Source organism: Streptococcus sp. 2022WUSS135, from assembly GCF_044427045.1.
GTDB lineage: Bacteria > Bacillota > Bacilli > Lactobacillales > Streptococcaceae > Streptococcus > Streptococcus hashimotonensis.
Genome location: NZ_JAOTGL010000028.1, coordinates 1 through 23,191 on the forward strand (window position 1 = coordinate 1; position 23,191 = coordinate 23,191).

A 23,191-nucleotide genomic window follows, 5' to 3' on the forward strand; every position below is an offset into this window, starting at 1 on the left:
AAGCAATATTTAATTCCAAACTTAACTGATTTGTGTTATACTGTTTATACATTTTCATGCCTTTCTAGTTGTTTTGTCGTTATTATAATTATAAAGCATGAAATGGAAAACGAGCAACTCCTAATTGGAATTGCTCGTTTTTTATATGTGAGAAGCTAGTTTTTGCCCAGCCTCTTCAAGGATAATAAACAGATTACAAGATGGCTAGAATGATGAAGTTCAGAATAAATAGAGCTGTAGCACCCCAAAGGATTGGATGAATTTCTTTAGCCTTACCTGTTGAAACTTTTACCAAGCAATAGAAGATAAAGGCTGCTGCAATACCGTATGAGATTGAGAAGCAAAGTGCCATGAAGAAGGCTGCAAAGAAGGCTGGAAGAGCGTCTTCGAATTGGCTCCAATCCACATCTAGGAATGATGAAACCATCATGACACCGACAATAATCAAAGCTGGAGCAGTTGCCGCAGCTGGCACAATACCGATAAATGGCAAGATAAGAATTGAAAGAAGGAAGAGAACCGCTGTTGTAACAGCTGTCAGACCAGTACGACCACCTGCAGAGATACCTGCAGCCGATTCAACATATGTCGTTGTATTTGAAGTACCAAATAGTGCACCGATTGAAGTACCAATCGCATCTGCAAAGAGCGCCTTATCCATCTTAGAGTTGAAGCCTGTACCATTTTCGAGAGCTTTCTCATCTTCTTCTGAGAAAATACCAGTCTTACGACCTGTACCGATAAAGGTACCAAGTGTGTCAAAGGTATCTGATAAGCTGAATGCAAAGATAGTCATCAAAACAAGTGGTAGACGGCTTGAATCAGCAAAGAGCGAAGATAGACCACCAAAAGCTGCTAAGAAAGTCGTCCCAAGCTCCGCAAAGGCTGTACCGATATTGTTGTTTGCAAAATCAATTGTAGACAGATCCACAACACCTGCTGGAATTCCAGCTACAGTCGTTGCAATAATACCAATCAAAATTGCACCACGCACGTTCTTAATAACCAAAACAGCTGTCAAGAAGAGACCGAACACTGTTAAGAGAACACTTGGTTCAGTAAAAGTTGAAATAGATGGGACAACACCTCCACCTGCAAAAACAGAGAAAACACCGTTTGAGAATGTTTCGGCTGTTGCATCTGCCGGAACAACACCATTTACAGTAATAATATCTGAACCAGATGTCAAGAAGGTGATTAAATTAGAGTTTTTAAAACCAAGATAGGCAACGAAAACCCCGATACCTCCACCGATGGCATGTTGCAAGCTAATCGGAATCGCCTTAATAATGCTCTTACGAACCTTTGTAACGGTAATAAAAACGTTAAACAAACCGCAGAGGAAAACCATTGCCAAAGCTTCTTGCCAAGTAAAACCAAGACCGATAACCACTGTATAGGTAAAGAAGGCATTCAACCCCATGCCTGGTGCCAAGGCGTAAGGTACGTTAGCAAATAATCCCATAACAAGCGTTGATACAGCACTCGCAATAATAGTCGCTAAAAAGACTGCCTGAGTCGGCATACCTGCCACACTCAATACGCTCGGGTTAACGAACAAAATATAGGACATGGCAAAGAAAGTCGTAAGACCTGCCATAATTTCTGTTGAAACCGTCGTTCCGTGTTCTTTCAATTTAAAAAATTGATCCATTTTTCATTTCTCCTTTAATTTACGAACGATAAAAACATTATAATCAAAAAACATTCTAATTTCAAGTTTTTTAATCTTGAAAACGTTATTTTGTTGATTTTCAGTCTTTGACATTCGTAAATAACGAACATTAAAAAAGTTGCGGACAATCTATAAAAAATTTATTGCTTCTTTGCTTTTATTATCTCCTTTTGTTATACTGGAAATTATTAGTTCAAGATATGGTTACCTACAAGTACTATTCTTTGACGCATAAAACAATTTCTCAGCAGTCTAGCTACTACCTAAACACTACTTGCTATTAAAAACTAGTATAACGAATCTAGAAAGGAATGCTATTAAATATGAAGAAAAAAATCATTGCTATCGATTTGGACGGCACATTGCTCAATAATGATAGTCAATTATCTGATTATACCATCTCAACTATAAAGAAGGTCCGCCAAGCAGGACACACCGTTCTTATCGCCACAGGTCGCCCCTATCGAATGGCTGAAAAATATTACCACCAACTAGAACTGGATACTCCCATGATTAATTTCAACGGTTCTTTAGTTCACATCCCTGGAAAGAAATGGCAATGGGAACAAAATATTTTAATCGACAAAAAATACCTACTCGAATTTCTAAAAGAAGAAGAAACATTTGAGGCAGATTTTATTGCCGGTGAATACAAGAATAAATTCTACATCACTCAAAAGAACTTAGACAAGATTGATCCAGCTCTGATGGGGGTTGAACAGATTACTCCAGATACACTCATCAGACCTGAGTTAATTACCAGTGACCCTCATTCCATCCTTATGCAAACTCGTGCAACAGATAAGTATGAACTTGCAAAAGAAATGAATGCCTATTTCAAAGATGAATTAGAAATCAATACGTGGGGTGGACCATTAAATATCCTCGAAACTTGTGCAAAAGGTGTCAATAAGGCAACTGCTCTGAGCTATGTTCTTAACCTCTACCAAGCCACTCCTAGCGACTTAATTGCCTTCGGCGATGAGCATAACGATGTTGAGATGCTAGACCTAGCAGGAACAGCCTATGCCATGAAAAATTGTAGCGATACACTTCGTCCACATGCCGACAGATTGACAGCATTTGCTAATTTTGAAGATGGTGTCGCACGTGAACTAGAAAAACTATTTTTATAGACTTCAAAAAAACTGATAAACTGTCAGGTTTTTGTCATATTCGTTGCATATTTTTATCACTTTTCTGAAACACAATTATGAAAAGTTTCGGAAATATTTTGCACTTTTAACACAAACCTACTTGACAAATGTACTGAAAACGTTTTATAATGGTATAGTTCGAACATGAAAGCCCATTCAATGGTTTTTACATGAACAAGAAAAATTTAGGAGGATCAATAATGAGTATTGGAATCATTATTGCAAGTCATGGCGAATTTGCTGCTGGTATTCATCAGTCAGGTTCAATGATCTTTGGCGAACAAGAAAAAGTACAAGTTGTTACTTTTATGCCAAGTGAAGGTCCAGATGATTTATACGCTAAGCTAAATGCTGCCGTGGACGCATTCGATGCCGATGATGAAGTTTTGGTTTTGGCTGACCTTTGGAGTGGTTCACCATTCAACCAAGCAAGCCGTGTAGCTGGTGAAAATCCAGATCGTAAGTTTGCTATCATCACCGGTCTAAACTTGCCAATGCTTATCCAAGCTTACACAGAGCGTATGATTAACGCTGCTGCTGGCGTGGAAGAAGTTGCGGCAAACATTATCAAGGAAGCCAAAGATGGTATCAAAGTTCTTCCAGAAGAACTTCAACCAGCTGAAGCTGCTCCTGTTGCCGATGCTGCTCCTGTTGCACTACAAGGTGCTATCCCTCCAGGTACTGTTATCGGTGATGGCAAGTTGAAAATCAACTTAGCCCGTATCGACACTCGTCTCTTGCACGGTCAAGTGGCGACTGGTTGGACTCCTGCTTCCAAAGCAGATCGTATCATCGTTGCATCAGATACAGTTGCCAAAGATGAATTGCGTAAACAACTCATCAAACAAGCTGCACCTGGTAACGTAAAAGCGAACGTTGTCCCAATCAAGAAATTGATTGAGGTTTCTAAAGACCCTCGATTTGGTAACACTCACGCCTTGATTCTTTTCGAAACTCCTCAAGAAGCTCTTGAAGCAATTGAAGGTGGTGTTGAAATCAAAGAATTGAACGTTGGTTCTATGGCTCACTCAACTGGTAAAACAATGGTTAACAACGTATTGTCAATGGACAAAGATGACGTTGCAACCTTTGAAAAATTGCGTGACCTTGGCGTTGAATTTGATGTGCGTAAAGTACCAAACGATTCGAAGAAAGACTTGTTTGAACTTATCAACAAGGCAAACGTTCAATAAATCGATCTGTTAGTATAGAAAGGATTACAACATGTCAGATATTACACTTATTTCTGCAATTCTCGTTGTCATCGTTGCCTTCTTCGCTGGTCTTGAAGGTATCCTTGACGAATTCCAATTCCATCAACCATTGGTAGCTTGTACCCTTATCGGTCTTGTGACTGGTAACTTGGCTGCAGGTGTTATGCTTGGTGGTTCTCTACAAATGATTGCACTTGGTTGGGCAAACATTGGTGCAGCTGTTGCTCCTGACGCTGCTCTTGCTTCTGTAGCTGCTGCAATCATCATGATCAAAGGTGGCGACTTCTCAACTGAAGGTATTGCCGTTGCAACAACAACTGCTATCCCTCTTGCCGTAGCTGGTCTTTTCCTTACAATGATCGTTCGTACTATCTCAGTCGGTCTTGTACACGGTGCTGACAATGCTGCTAAAGATGCAAACTTCGCTGCTGTAGAACGTTACCACTTGTTTGCTCTTCTCCTTCAAGGTTTGCGTATCGCAATTCCTGCGGCTCTCCTTCTAGCAATTCCAGCTGAGGCAGTTCAAGCAGTTCTTGAGTCTATGCCAGCTTGGTTGTCAGGCGGTATGGCTGTCGGCGGTGGTATGGTTGTTGCCGTAGGTTACGCTATGGTTATCAACATGATGGCAACTCGTGAAGTATGGCCATTCTTCGCACTTGGTTTTGCCTTTGCTGCTATCAGCCAATTGACACTTATCGCACTTGGTGTTATCGGTGTTGCAATCGCGCTTATCTACCTCAACTTGTCAAAACAAGGCGGATCAGGTAACGGTGGTGCTTCATCTAACGACCCAATCGGCGACATCCTTGAAGACTACTAAGAGAAGGGAGATTCATCATGTCAGAAAAAATTCAACTTTCCGTAAGCGATCGTAAAAAAGTTTGGTGGCGTTCAACCTTCCTTCAAGGTTCATGGAACTATGAGCGTATGCAAAACTTAGGTTGGGCTTATGCAATGATCCCAGCTATCAAAAAACTTTACACTAAAAAAGAAGATCAAGCTGCTGCTCTTGAGCGCCACTTAGAATTCTTCAACACACACCCATACGTTGCTTCACCAATCCTTGGTGTAACTCTTGCCCTTGAAGAAGAGCGTGCTAATGGTGCTGAAATCGATGACACAGCTATCCAAGGTGTGAAAATCGGTATGATGGGACCTCTTGCTGGTATCGGTGACCCAGTCTTCTGGTTTACTGTTCGTCCAATCCTTGGTGCTCTTGGTGCTTCACTTGCACTATCTGGAAATATCATGGGTCCAATCATCTTCTTCCTTGGCTGGAACATCATTCGTATGGCCTTCCTATGGTATACACAAGAATTTGGTTACAAGGCTGGTAGCGAAATCACTAAAGACATGTCTGGTGGTATCCTTCAAGACATCACTAAAGGTGCTTCAATCCTTGGTATGTTCATCCTTGCCGTTCTTGTTCAACGTTGGGTATCTATTACTTTCGCTGTAAATCTTCCTGCTAAACAATTGTCAGAAGGAGCTTACATCGTCTTCCCAGAAGGTACTGTTACTGGTGCTGAGTTGAAAGGTATTCTTGGTCAAGCTCTTAGCGGACTTAGCCTTGAACCAACTCAAACTCAAACATTACAAGGTCAGTTGGACAGCTTGATTCCAGGTTTGATGGGACTTCTCCTTACTTTCCTCTGCATGCACTTGCTTAAGAAGAAAGTAACACCAATCACAATGATTATCGGTCTCTTCATCGTAGGTATTCTTGCTCGTTTCTTTAACATTATGTAATCAAGGACCCCGCTCTCGCGGGGTTTTATGGTATAATGAATATCTAGGAAAGGAGCCGATATGGCACAATCACAAAATACAAGCGTTGAACTCCAAACCACAGGGGTTTCCTACATGGGCTTTGGTGGCAAGGTTGGTAAATTTCTAATTGGTGACAAGGCACTTGAGTTCTACCCAGATAGCAACGTTGAACGCTATATCCAGATTCCTTGGTCAGAAATGACTAGCATTGGCGCAAACGTTTCCGGAAAAACAATCAGCCGTCATTTTGAAATTTATACAGAGAAAAGTCGATTCTTGTTTGCATCTAAAGATTCTGGTAAGATTCTTAAAATTGCCCGCGAGCATATCGGCAATGAAAAAGTTGTGAAATTACCGACTCTTATGCAAACAATCGGCAGAAAAATTTCGAATCTATTTGCCAAAAAATAAAAATTCAAGTATAATAGTAGAAACGGATAAGTAGCTTCTAGCTCCTTTCAGAAAGTCTGCGGTCGCTGTGAGCAGATAGGAAAAAGTTGTGAAATTCTACCGTTATGAAATTATCAAAATACAATCAAGTGCACAGAATGTGAAGCTGGATGGAACCGCGGTAAATATCGCTCCAGCATCTCTCATTCTGTGTTTTTTTATTCTAAAGGAGACATCTATGCTAGATATCAAACGTATTCGTACAGATTTTGACGGAGTTGCTGCCAAATTAGCTACTCGTGGTGTGGCTGCTGAAACCTTGGCAGACATCAAGGAATTGGATGCAAAACGCCGTGAAATCTTGGTTACTGTAGAAGAATTAAAAGCAGAGCGAAACACTGTTTCTGCGGAGATTGCCCAAGCAAAACGCAACAAGGAAAATGCTGACGACAAGATTGCGGCTATGCAAAAATTGTCTGCCGATGTTAAAAACTTGGATGCTGAACTCTTGGAAATTGATGAAAAACTAAATGCCATCCTTGCAGTTCTTCCAAATACGCCGCACGATTCTGTCCCTGTTGGTGCAGATGAAGAAGAAAACGTGGAAGTTCGCCGTTGGGGAACTCCCCGTGAATTCACTTTCGAGCCAAAAGCTCACTGGGATTTGGGTGAAGACCTAGATATTCTAGACTGGGAACGTGGCGCAAAAGTAACTGGGGCCCGCTTCCTCTTCTACAAGAACTTGGGTGCTCGCTTAGAACGCGCCCTCTACAACTTCATGTTAGACGAGCATATCGCAGAAGGCTATCAGGAAATCATCACACCTTACATGGTCAACCACGACTCTATGTTTGGTACTGGTCAGTATCCAAAGTTCAAGGAAGATACTTTTGAGTTGGCAGACACTAACTTCGTCCTCATCCCAACTGCGGAAGTGCCATTGACCAACTACTACCGCAACGAGATTTTAGAAGAAAAAGACCTGCCAATCTACTTCACAGCCATGAGCCCATCTTTCCGTTCTGAAGCTGGTTCTGCTGGTCGTGACACCCGTGGTCTGATCCGCCTTCACCAATTCCACAAGGTTGAAATGGTCAAATTTGCCACACCAGAACAGTCTTATGATGAATTGGAAAAAATGACCGCAAACGCAGAAAATATCCTCCAAAAACTAGGTTTGCCTTACCGTGTTTTGGCCCTTTGTACAGGTGATATGGGCTTCTCAGCTGCTAAGACCTATGACTTGGAAGTCTGGATTCCTGCCCAAAATGCCTACCGTGAAATCTCCAGCTGTTCCAACACAGAAGATTTCCAAGCCCGCCGTGCCCAAATCCGCTACCGCGATGCTGCTGACGGCAAGGTTAAATTGCTCCACACCCTCAACGGCTCTGGTCTAGCAGTTGGCCGTACAGTGGCTGCCATCCTTGAAAACTACCAAAACGAAGATGGTTCTGTCACCATTCCAGAAGTTCTCCGTCCATACATGGGTGGGGTTGATGTGATTAAGCCATAACCTATCTCAAGAAAAAAACAAACATCATGACGATGCTTGTCTGCCATTAACCCACTGATTATTCGGTGGGTTTTGTCATATTCAGATAAGGTTCTAGTAGAGAAAAGCCGTTAGTCAAGCGTTTTCGCAGCTCCTCTTCAGAGGCAGTCGTTCTAAATGGTACATCATACTTGACCAGTACTTTTCGAACGCGTCCTGCTTCGACGGCTTCTAGTAAAATCTGCCTATTCTCCTCAGTTCCATCCAAGCGATAAAATACCTTTCCCTCTTGCACCCAGTAATAAAGTGGTGCCTGAATCGGGCAGTTCAGCACACGGTTTTGCTGAAAAAGAGAGGTCTCTACCTTCTTTCGCTCAATGAAGCTAACTTCTACTGAAATCCCCGCTTCAGCTCCCTTACCATACAGACGAATGGCGAAAGCTGGGACCGACGGACTAGCAGAGGGTAGGCGGTAATAGGTCCAAAAATGCGGTCTGCAAATCTGGGCTTGGTTCATCCATTGACTAACTCTTTCTGGCACAAAGGGACTGACTTGCTCAGCTAAGGCTAAACTTAATGTCTGAAACTCCTTGCGTGCTGCCTGTGCTAAGTTTCTTAAGGTTGTCATGTCGCTTACCGAAGCTCCTGCCTTTTCAGGCTTGCAATAATGAACTCCTTGATAATCCAAGTATCTATGACACTGTTCAAGCATCTGAACCTCCTATCCACTTCTCCATATAGACCATATCCATGCCTTCCTGCTCAGGCTCGGTTTTGATAGCCTTATAGCCTAGACTTTCGTAGAAAGCGACCAATCTAGGCTCCTGTAAAACCGTACAGAGTACCCACCGCTTGACTGTCGGATAGAGTTGTTCTAACTCTAACATGGCCTTATGACCATAGCCTTTTCCTCTGTGGTCTGGGTCAATGCCAATCAAGCCTAGCCAGCCTTGTTCAGCATCTTCAGCAACCGTTGTTCGTACTAAACCGACTGTCTGACCCTCTTCGACAATCTTGTAGTAGTTGCAATTTGGTCGTGCAAACCGTGATTGGAAGTAGTCCATAGTTTCAATGGCAGGGTTGTATTGGTCCTGATAGGTTTCATACAAGGCTGCAAATGCTCGGTGTTGAATGGGCAATAATTCTTCTGCGTTTGATAGTTCTGCTTTTACTAACATGGAAAAACTCCTGAAAATTATTTTATCCATTGTATCAAATCTAGCAAAAAAATACTAGGTCTTCCTAGTATTTTCTAAAGCGTTGATAGCGGTTTTCGAGTAGTTGATTAAGTGGCAAGTCTTGTAGTTGAGCCAACTGGCTGACCAAGTTTTCCTTGAGGTCAGACAAGACTTCCTTGGTCGCTCTGCCATTTTCCAAAACAACCCGATCGACCACTTGGAGTTTCTCCAACTCATAAGAGGTAATCTTCATGAGTTCTGCCGCTTCCAGGGCTCGACTGCCATCTTTCCAGAGGATAGAGGCGAAGCCTTCAGGGCTGAGGACGGCGTACATGGAGTTTTCCAGCATCCAGACCTGGTCTGCGACTGCCAGTGCAAGTGCTCCACCAGAGCCTCCCTCACCGATGATAATGGCGATAATGGGTACCTTGAGGTCACTCATCTCCATGAGGTTGCGGGCAATGGCCTCGCCCTGTCCACGCTCCTCGGCACCGACACCTGGATAGGCTCCAGCGGTATTGATAAAGGTGACAACAGGACGCCCAAACTTTTCCGCCTGCTTCATGAGGCGAAGGGCCTTGCGGTAGCCTTCAGGGTGGGGCTGACCGAAGTTGCGTTTGAGGTTGTCCTGGAGGTTCTTGCCTTTTTGGATACCGATGACTGTCACCGGTTGACCTGCTAGAAAGCCGATGCCACCCACAACTGCTCCGTCATCGCGGAAATTTCGATCGCCGTGCAGTTCGATAAAGTCATCAAAGAGTTGTGTGGCATAGTCCAAGGTGGTCAGGCGAGCTTGGTCACGTGCCAAACGGATCATACGTGCTACATCACTGGTCATCTGACACCTCCATGCATTCTCAACAAGCGATTAATGGTCGCTGGCAAGTCCTGGCGTTTGACAATGGCATCGACAAAGCCGTGTTCTTGTAAAAATTCAGCCTTCTGGAAATCATCTGGCAGATTTTCACGCACAGTTGACTCAATCACCCTGCGGCCTGCAAAGCCAACCAAGGTCTGCGGCTCAGCCAGGATAATATCGCCCTCCATAGCAAAACTAGCCGTCACACCTCCTGTTGTAGGATCTGTCAAGACCGTCAGGTAAAAGAGGCCAGCGTTGGAATGGCGTTTTACAGCCGCCGAAATCTTAGCCATTTGCATCAGGCTCATAATGCCTTCCTGCATCCGAGCACCGCCAGATGCGGTAAAGAGGACAACTGGCAGTTGCTCCTCAATAGCCAGTTCAAAGAGGCGGGTGATTTTCTCACCGACCACCGTTCCCATTGAAGCCATGATAAAGTGAGAATCCATGATTCCAAGGGCAACTGGTTGTCCGCCGATTGTCGCCTTTCCTGTCAAAACAGCTTCGTCCAAACCTGTCTTTTGACGGGTGGCTGCCAGTTTTTCCAAATAATTAGGGAAGTCCAAGGGATTTTTGGTTTCAATCCCTGTAAACAATTCCTTAAACGAGCCTTCATCCACTGTCAAAGCCAAGCGTTCCTGCGCTGTAATCCGGAAATTATAGGAACAGTGTTGACAAGTTTTCTCTGGTCCCAAATCCTTCTTGTAGAGGATTTCCTTACAAGCTGGGCATTTGGAAAAGAGTTCATCTGGCACCTCTGGCTTTGCTTGAGGTGCTGACTCTATCCGCGAACGATTGGGATTGATGCGGATGTATTTGTCCTTTTTGCGAAACAAAGCCATAGCATTCTCCTAGTTTACTTTTTTATCGTCATTTAGTTTTTCTTTTATTACTTCGTTAACTCGCTTTGCCGTACTCCAGTACAGCCTGCAGCTCGTTGCCTAGTACTAAAAGTAAACAAAAAGACTATAATTCTGCTTGATAGCGGGGTAAAAATTCTTCCATGAGGTAGGCAGTGTCATAATCACCAGCTACCACACGCTTGTCGGAAATCAAGTCCAGCTGGAAGTCAGTATTGGTCACCACTCCGTCAATTTCCAATTCGTAGAGGGCTCTCTGCATCTTCATCAGGGCTTCAAACCGATTTTCCCCATGCACGATAACCTTGGCAATCATGGAATCATAGTACGGCGGAATAGTGTAGCCTGGATAAACTGCCGAGTCCACACGCAGACCAACGCCACCGCTTGGCAGGTAGAGATTGGAAATCTTACCTGGACTTGGGGCGAAGTTGAAGGCTGGATTTTCAGCATTGATGCGGCATTCAATGGCATGGCCTGTAATCTTCACATCTTCTTGGCCGACGCTGAGTTCCTGACCAGCGGCAATCTTGATTTGCTCCTTGACAATATCCACACCGGTCACAAATTCGGTAACTGGATGTTCCACCTGTACCCGTGTGTTCATTTCCATGAAGTAAAATTCGCCCTTGGCTTCATCCAATAGGAACTCAATGGTACCCGCATTTTCATAGCCAACTGACTGGGCAGCCCGCACTGCTGCTTGACCGATACGATCCCGCATGGTCTGGCCGATAGCAATCGACGGAGCTTCTTCCAAGACCTTCTGGTTGTTGCGTTGAAGGGAACAGTCCCGTTCTCCCAGATGAATGACATGACCATGCTGGTCCGCCAAAATCTGTACTTCGATGTGGCGGGCTGGATAGACGACACGCTCCATATACATGGCACCGTTGCCAAAAGCTGCCTTGGCTTCGCTGGAAGCTGATTCAAAGGCAGACACTAGGTCTTCAGCTTTTTCCACCTTACGAATCCCCTTACCGCCACCTCCTGCCGATGCCTTGAGCATGACAGGATAACCAATCTTTTCAGCGATTTCAAGAGCTTCTTGGCTGGTCAAGACCTCACCGTCAGAACCTGGAATGACAGGCACTTGAGCCTTAATCATCTCTGCCCGAGCATTGATTTTATCGCCCATGGTATCCATGACCGTCCCAGAAGGACCGATAAACTTGATACCGACCTCTTCACAGAGGGTGGCGAATTTGGAGTTTTCACTCAAAAATCCAAAGCCGGGATGAATAGCCTGGGCACCTGTCACAACAGCCGCCGAGATGACCGCCTGCATATTGAGATAGGAATCTGTCGAACGGGCAGGTCCGATACAGACAGCCTCATCTGCCAACATGGTGTGGAGGGCTTCCTTGTCAGCCTCTGAATAGACAGCCACCGTCGCAATCCCCAATTCCCTGGCCGCACGAATAATCCGCACCGCAATCTCACCACGATTGGCAATCAAAATCTTCTCAAACATGATGAATCCTATCTCCTTTTTAACATAGAATAATTGTTATAACAATCACAGTCCTTAACTAGTTTGAAAAATAAAGGACTGTTTCATACTCAATGAAAATCAAAATCAGGCTAGTTCCAAAGGTTTGGGAAACCTTTGGAGCTTGGAGATAGAGCGAACGAAGTTCGTTTCTCCAAGAGCAGATAGCCCCCTACTACTTTCTTATTTTATCGTAGCAGGCTGTCAAGATCCACTGGAGCTTGACACTCATCAAATCAAGTCAACAACGGCTGAGTTTGATTTTCGAAGAGTATTATTTTCCAATAGCAAAAGTCAACACCCCCGACGCAGCCAGTTTTCCGTCCACCTCTGCCTTTGCCTCAACGACCGCAATGGTTCCACGGCGTTTGACAAATTTAGCGGTCATGATCAACTGGTCACCAGGTACAACTTGCTTCTTAAATTTGACCTTGTCCATGCCGGCATAAAAAACCAGCTTGCCCTTGTTTTCTTCCTTGGACAATTCCAAGACACCTGCGGTTTGTGCCAAAGCCTCCATGATGAGAACACCTGGCATGACAGGATAGTCTGGGAAATGCCCGTTGAAGAAGGGCTCGTTAATGGTCACATTTTTGAGGGCGACAATCTCATCTTCCGATACTTCAAGGACACGATCGACCAAGAGCATTGGATAGCGATGAGGAAGAGCCTCTTTAATTTTCAAAATATCAATCATTTGATGCGTACCAATCCTTGTCCAAATTCTACAACGTCCTGGTTAGCCACCAAAATCTCTGTGACCACACCGTCACGGTCAGCAGGCACTTCGTTCATGACCTTCATGGCTTCGATAATCATGAGAGTCTGCCCTTTTTTGACCGTATCGCCAACTGCTACAAAGGCTGGCTTGTCAGGGGCTGGCGACAAATAAGCCACGCCGACCAAGGGACTTTCCACTACCGTACCTTCTGCCACAGAGCTTGCACCTGCTTCTACTGGAGCTGGCTCACTGGTTTCGACTGCTGGCACAGGGGCTGGGCTTGCAGGAGCTACTGGAACAAGCGGAGCTTCTACTGTTGGACTCGGAGCCGCTGTCGCCTGCTGGTTTTTACTGAAATGCAAGGTTTCCCCAGCATTGCTATATGAAAATTCTCGCAAACTTGACTGGTCAAACTGACTCATCAAGTCCTTTATTTCTGTAATATTCACTTAAGCCTCCCAGCGTTTGAAAGCAATCACCGAGTTGTGACCTCCAAAGCCAAATGTATTTGAAATGGCATGGCGGATTTCCATATCACGCCCTTGTCCATAAATGACATCTGCTTCAATATCTTCAGATAATTCTGTCGTACCAGCTGTCTTTGGCGCGTAAGAATGACGCATAGCCTCAATGACAGCTGCCGCTTCAACTGCACCCGCAGCCCCCAACAAGTGACCTGTGAAGGACTTGGTGGAAGAAACTGGCGTGTTCTTGCCGAAGACGGATACGATAGCTTGGCTTTCCCCTTTTTCATTAGCCGGTGTCGAAGTACCATGGGCATTGATATAGTCAATATCAGCTGGCTCTAAACCTGCTTCTGAAATGGCCAACTTCATGGCCTTAATAGCACCCAGACCTTCTGGATGTGGAGAAGTCATGTGGTAAGCATCGCAAGTATTTCCATAACCAACGATTTCAGCCAAAATCGTCGCTCCACGCGCCTCTGCGTGTTCCAAACTTTCCAATACTAAAACCGCAGAACCCTCTCCCATGACAAAACCATTGCGGTCCTTGTCAAATGGAATAGACGCACGTTCTGGATCCTCAGTTGTCGACATAGCTGTCAAAGCTTGGAAACCACCGATTGCAAACGGAGTAATGGCTGCTTCTGCTCCACCTGCCAGCATCACATCTTGGAAACCAAACTTGATTTCACGGAAGGCTTCTCCTAAGGCATCATTTGATGAAGCGCAGGCTGTGATGATACACTTGCAGACGCCATTTGCACCGACCTGCATAGCAATATTTCCAGCCGCCATGTTTGGCAAGGCTTTTGGAAGAGCCATGGGACGAATGCGTTTTGGACCTTTTTCGTTCATCCGAGCAACTTGCTCTTCAATTTCCAAAATACCACCGATACCTGTTGATAAGATAACGCCAAAACGGTCACTATCCACTGTCTCTGTATCCAGCTGTGCATTAGCAATTGCTTCTTTAGCTGCATAGAGTGCATAGAGCGAGTAATTATCGTAGCGATTTGTATCTTTTTTGACAAAGTATTTATCAAAAGGAAAATCTTTTAACTCCGCTGCATTAAGTACGCTGTACTCGCTGGTATCAAACTTGGTAATCTTTCCGATCCCAATTTTCCCAGCCTTCAAACTATCCCAGAACTCCTCTGGCGTATTTCCGATTGGAGATGTCAGACCGTAGCCTGTTACTACTACACGGTTTAATTTTGTCATTTTCAGTCCTTTCTCATTAGGAAACTTACTGCATGGTCAAGCCGCCGTCAACCGCAATCACCTGTCCTGTTAGATATTCTTGCTTGGCAAGGAATACAGCAACATCAGCTACTTCTTCTGTCGCACCAAAGCGTTTCATAGGAATTTGTGCAGTCATAGCTTCTTTAATCTTGTCAGATAAAACATCTGTCATATCAGACTGGATAAAGCCCGGCGCAATCGCATTGACACGAACATTTCGCCCTGCAACCTCACGGGCAATGGCTTTAGTAAATCCAATCACACCTGCCTTAGATGCAGAATAGTTGGCCTGTCCAGCATTTCCAATCAAGCCAGATACACTTGATAGATTGATAATAGCACCCTCACGAGCCTTTGTCATTGGTTTCAAAACAGCCTGCGTCATATTAAAAGTTCCAGTAAGATTTACCTTCAGAACCGTCTCAAAATCCTCTTCTGTCATACGAAGAGCCATACCGTCTTTGGTGATCCCTGCATTATTGACCAAAATATCGACGCTACCGAGGATTTCGATAGCTTCTGCCACCATTCGTTTGGCATCTTCCGCGCTTGAAATATCTCCTGAAATAGCTAGGACTTTCACACCGTAATCTGCAAAGCTATCCAGAATATCTTGCCCTAATTGACCACGACCGTTCAGCACCACATTGGCACCAAGACTGGCAAACTTATGGGCAATGGCCAAGCCGATTCCTCGACTTGAACCTGTTACAAAAACATTTTTATTTGTTAATTCCATGATTCCTCCTCATGATTTGTTTAATACTATTTGTAGCCCCGCTATATCTTCAATTGCTACAACATGCGCTGTCTTATCGATTTTCTTGACAAATCCTGATAAGACTTTACCTGGACCGATTTCAATAAAGTTAGTCACACCAGCTTCCTGCATGGTTGTGATTGACTCATAGAAACGGACTGGTTCCATCACTTGACGGGTCAAGAGGGACTTGATGTCCTCTTTTTTCATGACCTTGGCTTCCGTATTACCGACCAGCTCTACTTGGAAGTCCGCAAATTCCACCTGCTCCAAGGCCTGAGCCAGTTGCTCCGACGCTGGTCGCAGGAGAGCCGTATGGAAAGGACCTGACACATTGAGTGGAATCATGCGTTTGACACCTGCTTCCTTCAGCAATTCAACCGCCTCATCCACAGCAGCCACCTCGCCTCCGATGACGATTTGGGCTGGTGTATTGTAGTTGGCTGGGGAAACAATCCCAGAGGTAACAGTCGAACAGACTTCTTCTATCAAGTTGACATCTGTGTTGAGAACAGCAACCATCTTACCAGTCCCTGCTGGCGCAGCCGTTTCCATATATTCACCACGCTTAGCAATCAGGGCAATCGCATCTTCAAAGGCCAATGCTCCCGATGCCACCAGAGCTGAATATTCTCCCAAGGATAGACCAGCTACCATATCAGGTTGTATTCCCTTTTCTGCCAACAAACGATAGATAGCTAGGGAAGTTGTCAAAATTGCCGGTTGGGTATAGCGAGTCTGATGTAATTTATCCTCTTGATTGTCAATCAGGTCGCGAATGTCATACCCCAGAATCTGACTAGCCTGGTCAAACGTTTCTCTAACTATCAGGGAATATTCGTAAAGGTCGCGAGCCATCCCCACTGTCTGAGCCCCTTGACCTGCAAAAAGAAAAGCTGTCTTTGTCATCCTATTCTCCAACTGAAGCCCAACGGCTTGCCTCTTCTCTAATCACTTTGGCTGCTCCATAATAGATGTCTTTCAAAATATCTTCACAAGATTCTTCTTTAGAAACCAGACCAGCAATTTGACCAGCCATCACGGAGCCATTTGTTACATCACCATCAACAACTGCATTGCGGAGTGCTCCTGCACCAAGTTCTTCAATAGCATCTGCCGAAATTTTACCTGCCAAGAAATCTTTCTCTGCAGCTGCATAAGCAGATGACAACTTATTCTTGATAGCTCTCACAGGATGTCCAACAATAGAAGCAGATACAGTTGTATCAATATCCTTAGCTTTTAAAACTTTTTCCTTATAAGCCTGATGGGCATTGGACTCTGTAGCTACTACAAAACGAGTTCCAACTTGCACCGCTTCTGCACCCAACATGAATGCTGCTGCTGCACCTGCACCATCTGCAATACCTCCAGCAGCAATAACAGGAATAGATACGGCTTCAACAACCTGACGAACCAAGGTCATGGTGGTCAATTTACCAATATGGCCTCCAGCTTCCATACCTTCAGCAATAACAGCATCTACCCCTAATTTTTCCATGCGTTTCGCAAGGGCTACACTCGGTACAACAGGAATAACTGTAATTCCTGCAGCATGGAGACGCTCCATATACTTCCCTGGATTTCCTGCTCCTGTAGTGACAACTTTCACACCTTCTTCGATGACCAAGTCAACAATGTCATCCGCAAAAGGAGACAAAAGCATGATATTGACACCGAAAGGCTTGTCCGTGATAGATTTAACCTTGTCAATATTTGCCTTGACCACCTCTTTGGGAGCATTTCCTCCACCGATGATTCCTAGACCACCTGCATTAGATACGGCACCAGCCAAATCTCCATCAGCTACCCAAGCCATACCACCTTGAAAAATTGGATACTTAATATCGAGCAATTCTGTTATTTTCGTCTTCATAATTCCCTCATCTTTTTTCTTGCTTACCTAATCATTTGACTATCAAATCATTAGGTAAACAAGTGAAGGGTTGCCCCCTCACTCAAAAAATAGTTTGATATTTCAATGTTTTGATTATCAAAGTATTCGATTTAAGAAAAATGCTAAATAGCACTTTTCTTAGCCATCCTCTTCCTTATATTATCTTTGAAATAAGGAGAGGAATACTATAGTCTTTCAGTTTACTTTTAGTACTAGCTTTACCAGTCTAGGAATAGACTGGTAAAGGTCGGAAATAAAACAAACGAAGTTTGTGTCAATTGCTGTAGATAGCTTCAATAGTCCAGCGGACTATTGAAGGTTGGAAATCGTACTTACGATAGCAAGTAACATTCGTAGAGTACGGCATTGCGAGTTCAAATAAACAAAAGTTTATTTGAAGTTGGAAATAAGGAAACGAAGTTTCCTCATTCGTTGACGTAATAAAAGATAAACTGAATGACTATAATTATTTTGTTTTTTCTTCAACATAAGCAACCAAATCGCCTACAGTTGTCAAACCTTCTTCAGTATCGATTTGAATATCGAAGGCATCTTCGATTTCAGAGATAACTTGGAAAAGATCCAATGAATCTGCATCCAAATCTTCAAATGTTGTTGTAAGGGTTACTTCTTCAGCATCCTTACCCAATTCTTCAACGATGATTTCCTGTACTTTTTCAAATACTGCCATGATATGTGTCTCCTTTTGGAAAATAAAATATTTTAATCTTGCCTAGGGCAAGGAATTAACTAAAGTTGTAAGAGTAGAGTTCCCCATGTGAGCCCTCCACCGAAACCAGCCATGAGAACAATCTGGCTTCCATCCAATCGCAACATTCCGCTCTCTACACATTCTGATAAGAGAATGGGAAGACTTGCTGCGCTGGTATTGCCATATTTATCCATATTTGCTGGAAATTTTTCACGCGCCACTCCCAATTTACGCGCCATCTTATCTAGGATACGTATATTGGCTTGATGGAGCAGGAAATAATCAACACAATCCACAGTCATATCAGCTTGTTCTAGCAGCTCTGCCATGGTTGCCGTAACATCCCTCGTAGCAAATTCAAATATAGCTCTGCCCTCCATTTGGATAAAGGGTTGCTGACGGCTTTGTGTCGAGAATGGCGTCTCTTTCTGATCTATCCCTGCTGTCAGACTAGCACCTCGACCGCCATCCGTTCGCAAGATTTCTGATAAAAAGCTCGGTTGTTCACACGCTTCCAGCAAAACTCCTCCAGCACCATCTCCAAATAAAACAGCCGTTGATCGATCCGACCAGTCGACAGACCTAGATAGGGTCTCAGCTCCAATGACAAGTCCTCTCTTATAGACTCCTGAAGCAAGCAATTTTTCTGCTGTTGATAGCGCAAAAACAAATCCTGAACAAGCTGCAATGAGATCATAGGCAAAAGCCTTTTTCGCACCAATTGCTGCTTGGACCATAGCTGCCGTAGATGGCATTGATGCATCTGGAGTAATCGTTGCTACGATGATGAAGTCAATTTCACTAGCATCTAGCTGAGACTTTTCCAGTAATTTTCTAGCCACTTGACTAGCCAAATCACTCGTCGTCTCTCCAGTAACAATGTGCCGTTGACCGATACCTGTACGGCTACGAATCCACTCATCACTGGTCTCCATTCGTTGAGCCAAATCATCATTGGTCACAATCTTCTTCGGAAGATAGTGGGCCACCTGACTGATTTTAGCATGGTTTCTCATTTCAAATCCTCCAAGAAGTGATAGAGTTTCATGAGTCCTTTCTTCATTACCTGATACTCTGCATCATCCATACCATCTGTAATCTGCTTAACCATTTCATTGTGAAATCGTTGATGCAAACGATAGACCAGTCGACCTTTTTTGGTCAGGTAGAGATGAACAACTCGCCGATCTTTGGTCGAACGAATACGCTCAACATATCCTTTTCTTTCCAAATTGTTCAAGCTAGTTGTAACAGTACCTAAGGTTACCATCAAAGTCCGAGCAACATCACTCGGAGTAGCTCCATCAATACTTCCTATCACATCAATCGTGTGCATTTCCTTAATCGAAATATCATTGAATCGGCTACCACGCAGACTTGTTTCTTCAATCACCAACACATTGTTAAAAATGGCCGTTAGATATTCATTTACTTTTGGATCTTCCAAAACAGGCCTCCTTTACTTTGATAGTCAAAGTATAAACCATAAAACTTTGATTGTCAAACATTTTTTACTAATTTAAAAATTAATCTCCCGTAAACACTGGTCTACGTCGTTCTGCATGCGCTCGAACTCCCTCTTTAAAATCCTCTTTATAGGCCAATGTTTCTTGCAAATCCAGCTCTAATCGGCGATAAGACTCCCAGTCTTTAAATTGACTTTCCCATGTCAGTTGTTTGATTGCTGCATAAGAATTTACTGAGCCTCGCAAGAGTTTTTTTATGACTTGGGCAACCGTCTTTTCTAGTTTTTCTGGCTCTGCCAATTTATAAATAATCCCATATTCTAAAGCCTTATCCGCTGATAAGCCCTCTCCAGTCATCGCCAAGTGACTAGCACGATTTGCCCCAATAGCACGACTCAGTAGAAAGAGCCCCCCCGCATCCGGCGCAAGTCCAACACCTACAAAGGCTTGGATAAATTTTGTCTTGCTGGAGGCAATAACAAAATCAGCTGCCACCGCCATATTAGCCGCGGCTCCGGCCACTGCCCCATCTGTCACCATAATAACCACTTTAGACAATTTCTTCATCGCAAACGAAATATCATTCACCAGCTCTGCTATTTTTACCAAAGAAGCAATATCATCATCATCAACTGCACGCTTCATCTCAACTAAATCTCCACCCACGGAGAAAATGGAACCCTGTGCTTGAATTTGTAAAATTTTGACGGAGGCATCCCCTTCTGCAAGGCGGATTGCTTCTAAGATTTCTTCACACATAGGAATATTAAAACCATTTGCCACTTCCGGTCTGTTTAAAGTTAGAATCGCTACGGAATCAATTACTTCATAACGAATTGTTTGGTAGGTCATTCCCTTGCTCCTTTCAAAATAGTTTGATAATTAAAAGATTTGAACATCAAACTTTAAATTCTTGTTTTCCATTGTAACACAGTTTTTACAATTGTCACTTTTTTTCTAGCAAGGAAAGTGTGACGTCCGAAAAAGAGGGGGCTATCATCGAAATATAAAATTTAGATATGCTAGAAAATAACGTATCTAAGAACCTATATTCACACACAAAGCCCTTGGCTTTTTCGCTCATCAAGGCAATTTTTGAGGGAAATACTGACTGTATTTTGAAAAAAACAACCTCAATATGCAATTCTGAACTGTAAATATAGGCTCTAAGTTTAATTTACAACTTTCATTTTTTCACGTTAATACTTTTGGAAGATTTAACTGGATTCTGAGCTAGAAACACCATTTTTCACGGAGAACTAATACTTGGACTACAATATAATATTTCTTAAAATCGCAATAAATCAAAGGCATCTTCAAGATTGTCTACCAATCTATCTGCTTTCGACTGATCAATTCCATAATGCTGGTCTCGAATAGCCCAAACTGTCAATCCTGCTTTTTTAGCCGCTTCAATTCCCTTAGCACTATCTTCAAATACTAAAATATCCGATTTAGCTACTCCTGTTGCACTGGCTGCTTTCATATAAACTGCAGGATCTGGTTTTGGGGCCTCACAATCCATCGCTGAGAAAACATGACTAAAGTGAGAGCGTATACCAGCATCTAGTAGAGCACGTTCGATTTCTGAACGGTCGGTATTTGAAGCCAAAACTACAGGAATACCTTGGATAGTTAGTCTCTCCAATACCGCTTTAACTTCAGGAAAAATCCTCTCTACATAAGGGGTAGGTCGCTTTTCTTTATACACACGATATTCTTCTTCCAAGGCAGGGACATCCCAGTTATCATAATCATCCCCTAAAATCCGTTGCCAAATTTGACTAGCCCTTCCACCGACAAATATAGATGGATCCAAATGATCAACCGATAAACCTTTTGTCGCTAAAAAATTCACTCGACGTTGAAAATAGAATGTTTCTGTATCAAAAAGTACACCATCCATGTCGAAAATAATTGCTTTTACCATACTCGCCTCCTATTACTTTAATTGTAACACAGTTGAAAGAAAAAAATGTTTTTCTGAAATTTTCATACTTGTCTCTTGTTCGTTTTTCGATAAAATTCTTGGCAAGATTTGTCTGAACATACTGACAATTTCATATCATTCTGCTATAATAGAAAAAAATATCCAAGGAGATGAGAATGAAAGTTATTAAATTTGGGGGAAGCTCACTTGCTTCAGCTGGACAGTTAGAAAAAGTTTTCAATATTGTTCAATCTGATTCAGAACGTCGCTTTGTTGTTGTGTCTGCACCTGGAAAACGCAATGCCGAGGATACTAAAGTTACTGATGCGTTGATTAAATATTATAAAGAATATGTTAACGGAAAAGATGTGACTGCCAGTCAAGAATGGATCATCAACCGTTATCAGGCAATGGTTGACGAACTTGGTTTCACAGCTAACAGCATGAAGAAAATCGCAGACAGCATCATCTCTTTGGCCAGCCTACCAATTGATGATAACGAATTCCTTTACGACGCATTCTTAGCAGCTGGTGAAGATAATAATGCCAAATTGATTGCCGAATATTTTACCCACAGAGGATTACCTGCACGCTATGTACATCCTAAAAAAGCTGGTATTATTGTCAGCTCCGAACCAGGAAATGCTCGCATTTTGCCTTCAAGTTATGACAAAATCGAAGAGCTTCGTGATACAGATGAAGTACTCATTATTCCAGGATTCTTCGGTGTAACTGTTGATAACCAGATTTGTACCTTCTCACGAGGTGGATCGGACATTACAGGTTCCATCATTGCTGCCGGGGTCAAGGCTGACCTCTATGAAAACTTTACAGATGTCGATGGTATTTTTGCTGCCCATCCTGGCATCATTAAAAATCCACATTCAATCAAAGAATTGACCTATCGTGAAATGCGAGAATTAGCTTATGCAGGTTTCTCCGTCCTCCACGATGAAGCCCTCCTTCCTGCCTATCGCGGACGGATTCCATTGGTTATCAAAAACACCAATAACCCAACTCACCCTGGTACCCGAATTGTACACAAACATACCGAGCAAACAGTTCCTGTTGTCGGTATTGCTGCAGACGACGGTTTTGTCAGCATTAACTTGTCCAAATACTTGATGAACCGTGAAGTTGGTTTTGGTCGCAAGGTGTTGCAAATTCTCGAAGATCTCAATATTCGCTGGGAGCACATGCCGACCGGGATTGACGATTTATCCATCGTAGTCCGTGAGCGTGAATTGACTCCTATCAAGGAAGAAGAGATCCTTCGTCAACTCAATACGAAAATGGAAGTTGACAAGGCCGAAATCGAACATGGTTTATCTATTATCATGATTGTTGGTGAAAATATGAAGAGCCATGTCGGTGTAACAGCTACCGCTACCACTGCCCTCTCTAAACAAAATGTCAACTTGGCAATGATTTCACAGGGAGCCAGTGAAGTTTCTGTTATGTTCGTTGTCAAAACCGAAGAAAAGAAACGCGCCCTGCACGCACTCTATGAAGCTTTTTTTAACGAGCAATAATCACAACGAGGTCGATCAGTTCCCTCTTCATACTCTTCGAAAATCAAAACAGATGTTGTTGACTTGATTTGATAAGTGTCAAGCTCCAGTGGTGCTTGACAGCCTGCTACCATAAAATAAGAAAGTAGCAGGCGTATATCTGCTCTTGGAGAAACGAACTTCGTTCACTCTATCTCCAAGCTCCAAAGGTTTGGGAAACCTTTGGAGCTTGTCTGATTTTAATTTTCATTGAGTACCAATTAAAATTTGAATAAATCATGACCACCCGTCAAACGGGTGGTTTGAACAAGGGCTATAAGCCCACATCACCAGCCAGCGCCTAAAGACGCTGGCTTTCACTTTGTTCAAGCCTCACTGCTTTTGACTCGTCACTAGCCTCT

At 43.3% G+C, this 23,191-nt stretch carries 24 protein-coding genes; 7 read left to right on the forward strand and 17 right to left on the reverse strand.

The genetic code is table 11. The annotated features are described in order from the left end of the window. Positions 1–193: 193 nt before the first annotated feature. A complete protein-coding gene (locus ODU45_RS08260) occupies positions 194–1,654 on the reverse strand; it encodes an NCS2 family permease (RefSeq protein WP_136671209.1) in 1,461 nt (486 codons plus the stop codon). A gap of 344 nt (positions 1,655–1,998) precedes the next feature. On the opposite strand from ODU45_RS08260, the gene ODU45_RS08265 reads away from it, so the two are divergent. The 6 genes from ODU45_RS08265 (at position 1,999) to serS (ending at position 7,719) form a co-directional block, all read left to right on the forward strand. Next, positions 1,999–2,811, forward strand: coding sequence for a Cof-type HAD-IIB family hydrolase (locus ODU45_RS08265; RefSeq protein ID WP_398581115.1), 813 nt, complete (start codon positions 1,999–2,001; stop codon positions 2,809–2,811). Positions 2,812–3,032: 221 nt separating this feature from the next. Beyond that, the gene (locus tag ODU45_RS08270; RefSeq protein ID WP_012775315.1) at positions 3,033–4,025 is read left to right on the forward strand and encodes a PTS sugar transporter subunit IIB; all 993 of its coding nucleotides are present in this window, start codon (positions 3,033–3,035) and stop codon (positions 4,023–4,025) included. A 31-nt stretch (positions 4,026–4,056) separates the two neighbouring features. Next, positions 4,057–4,866, forward strand: coding sequence for a PTS mannose/fructose/sorbose transporter subunit IIC (locus tag ODU45_RS08275; protein ID WP_053866750.1), 810 nt, complete (start codon positions 4,057–4,059; stop codon positions 4,864–4,866). Positions 4,867–4,883: 17 nt separating this feature from the next. Beyond that, the gene (locus ODU45_RS08280; protein WP_044758914.1) at positions 4,884–5,795 is read left to right on the forward strand and encodes a PTS system mannose/fructose/sorbose family transporter subunit IID; all 912 of its coding nucleotides are present in this window, start codon (positions 4,884–4,886) and stop codon (positions 5,793–5,795) included. 60 nt (positions 5,796–5,855) lie between these two features. Continuing rightward, positions 5,856–6,227 carry a DUF956 family protein gene (locus ODU45_RS08285; RefSeq protein WP_044758913.1) on the forward strand — a complete coding sequence of 124 codons (372 nt, stop codon included), beginning with the start codon at positions 5,856–5,858 and terminating at the stop codon, positions 6,225–6,227. A 217-nt stretch (positions 6,228–6,444) separates the two neighbouring features. Further along, positions 6,445–7,719, forward strand: coding sequence for a serine--tRNA ligase (serS, locus tag ODU45_RS08290; protein ID WP_024395410.1), 1,275 nt, complete (start codon positions 6,445–6,447; stop codon positions 7,717–7,719). A gap of 58 nt (positions 7,720–7,777) precedes the next feature. Here the strand turns inward: serS and ODU45_RS08295 are convergent, their stop codons facing one another. The 16 genes from ODU45_RS08295 to ODU45_RS08370 all read right to left on the reverse strand — a co-directional run bounded on the left by ODU45_RS08295 (position 7,778) and on the right by ODU45_RS08370 (position 21,279). Beyond that, entirely contained in the window at positions 7,778–8,410 is a 633-nt protein-coding gene (locus ODU45_RS08295; RefSeq protein WP_136671212.1) for a hypothetical protein, read from the reverse strand. After that, positions 8,403–8,876 (reverse strand): GNAT family N-acetyltransferase, encoded by a 474-nt coding sequence (locus ODU45_RS08300; RefSeq protein ID WP_136671213.1) that lies wholly within the window; start codon positions 8,874–8,876, stop codon positions 8,403–8,405. The genes ODU45_RS08295 and ODU45_RS08300 overlap by 8 nt, the downstream gene beginning before the upstream one ends. A gap of 64 nt (positions 8,877–8,940) precedes the next feature. Beyond that, positions 8,941–9,714, reverse strand: a complete 774-nt coding sequence (locus tag ODU45_RS08305) for an acetyl-CoA carboxylase carboxyl transferase subunit alpha (protein WP_136671214.1) — start codon at positions 9,712–9,714, stop codon at positions 8,941–8,943. Further along, a complete protein-coding gene (gene accD / locus ODU45_RS08310; RefSeq protein ID WP_136671215.1) occupies positions 9,711–10,577 on the reverse strand; it encodes an acetyl-CoA carboxylase, carboxyltransferase subunit beta in 867 nt (288 codons plus the stop codon). The genes ODU45_RS08305 and accD overlap by 4 nt, the downstream gene beginning before the upstream one ends. 124 nt (positions 10,578–10,701) lie before the next feature. After that, positions 10,702–12,069, reverse strand: a complete 1,368-nt coding sequence (locus tag ODU45_RS08315) for an acetyl-CoA carboxylase biotin carboxylase subunit (protein WP_136671216.1) — start codon at positions 12,067–12,069, stop codon at positions 10,702–10,704. 292 nt (positions 12,070–12,361) lie between these two features. Further along, positions 12,362–12,784: a 3-hydroxyacyl-ACP dehydratase FabZ gene (gene fabZ, locus ODU45_RS08320; protein WP_024378919.1), complete on the reverse strand. Its 423-nt coding sequence runs from the start codon at positions 12,782–12,784 to the stop codon at positions 12,362–12,364. Beyond that, positions 12,781–13,257, reverse strand: coding sequence for an acetyl-CoA carboxylase biotin carboxyl carrier protein (accB, locus tag ODU45_RS08325; protein ID WP_277941146.1), 477 nt, complete (start codon positions 13,255–13,257; stop codon positions 12,781–12,783). The genes fabZ and accB overlap by 4 nt, the downstream gene beginning before the upstream one ends. Next, entirely contained in the window at positions 13,258–14,493 is a 1,236-nt protein-coding gene (fabF, locus tag ODU45_RS08330; protein WP_105138990.1) for a beta-ketoacyl-ACP synthase II, read from the reverse strand. A gap of 25 nt (positions 14,494–14,518) precedes the next feature. Then, entirely contained in the window at positions 14,519–15,253 is a 735-nt protein-coding gene (fabG, locus tag ODU45_RS08335) for a 3-oxoacyl-[acyl-carrier-protein] reductase (RefSeq protein WP_398581116.1), read from the reverse strand. 9 nt (positions 15,254–15,262) lie between these two features. Beyond that, positions 15,263–16,183, reverse strand: coding sequence for an ACP S-malonyltransferase (gene fabD, locus ODU45_RS08340; RefSeq protein ID WP_105179043.1), 921 nt, complete (start codon positions 16,181–16,183; stop codon positions 15,263–15,265). A 1-nt stretch (position 16,184) separates the two neighbouring features. Then, on the reverse strand, positions 16,185–17,150 hold the full coding sequence (gene fabK, locus ODU45_RS08345) for an enoyl-[acyl-carrier-protein] reductase FabK (RefSeq protein WP_002938889.1): 966 nt from the start codon (positions 17,148–17,150) through the stop codon (positions 16,185–16,187). A 487-nt stretch (positions 17,151–17,637) separates the two neighbouring features. Continuing rightward, the gene (locus tag ODU45_RS08350; protein WP_002938891.1) at positions 17,638–17,862 is read right to left on the reverse strand and encodes an acyl carrier protein; all 225 of its coding nucleotides are present in this window, start codon (positions 17,860–17,862) and stop codon (positions 17,638–17,640) included. 59 nt (positions 17,863–17,921) lie between these two features. Then, on the reverse strand, positions 17,922–18,899 hold the full coding sequence (locus ODU45_RS08355) for a beta-ketoacyl-ACP synthase III (RefSeq protein WP_398581117.1): 978 nt from the start codon (positions 18,897–18,899) through the stop codon (positions 17,922–17,924). Beyond that, the gene (locus ODU45_RS08360; protein WP_012775319.1) at positions 18,896–19,330 is read right to left on the reverse strand and encodes a MarR family winged helix-turn-helix transcriptional regulator; all 435 of its coding nucleotides are present in this window, start codon (positions 19,328–19,330) and stop codon (positions 18,896–18,898) included. The genes ODU45_RS08355 and ODU45_RS08360 overlap by 4 nt, the downstream gene beginning before the upstream one ends. A 79-nt stretch (positions 19,331–19,409) precedes the next feature. Beyond that, a complete protein-coding gene (locus ODU45_RS08365) occupies positions 19,410–20,201 on the reverse strand; it encodes an enoyl-CoA hydratase (protein WP_105179042.1) in 792 nt (263 codons plus the stop codon). 436 nt (positions 20,202–20,637) lie between these two features. Beyond that, positions 20,638–21,279 carry an HAD family phosphatase gene (locus ODU45_RS08370; RefSeq protein WP_105179041.1) on the reverse strand — a complete coding sequence of 214 codons (642 nt, stop codon included), beginning with the start codon at positions 21,277–21,279 and terminating at the stop codon, positions 20,638–20,640. Positions 21,280–21,455: 176 nt separating this feature from the next. On the opposite strand from ODU45_RS08370, the gene ODU45_RS08375 reads away from it, so the two are divergent. Next, positions 21,456–22,811: an aspartate kinase gene (locus ODU45_RS08375; RefSeq protein WP_002942489.1), complete on the forward strand. Its 1,356-nt coding sequence runs from the start codon at positions 21,456–21,458 to the stop codon at positions 22,809–22,811. The last annotated feature ends 380 nt before the right edge of the window (positions 22,812–23,191 follow it).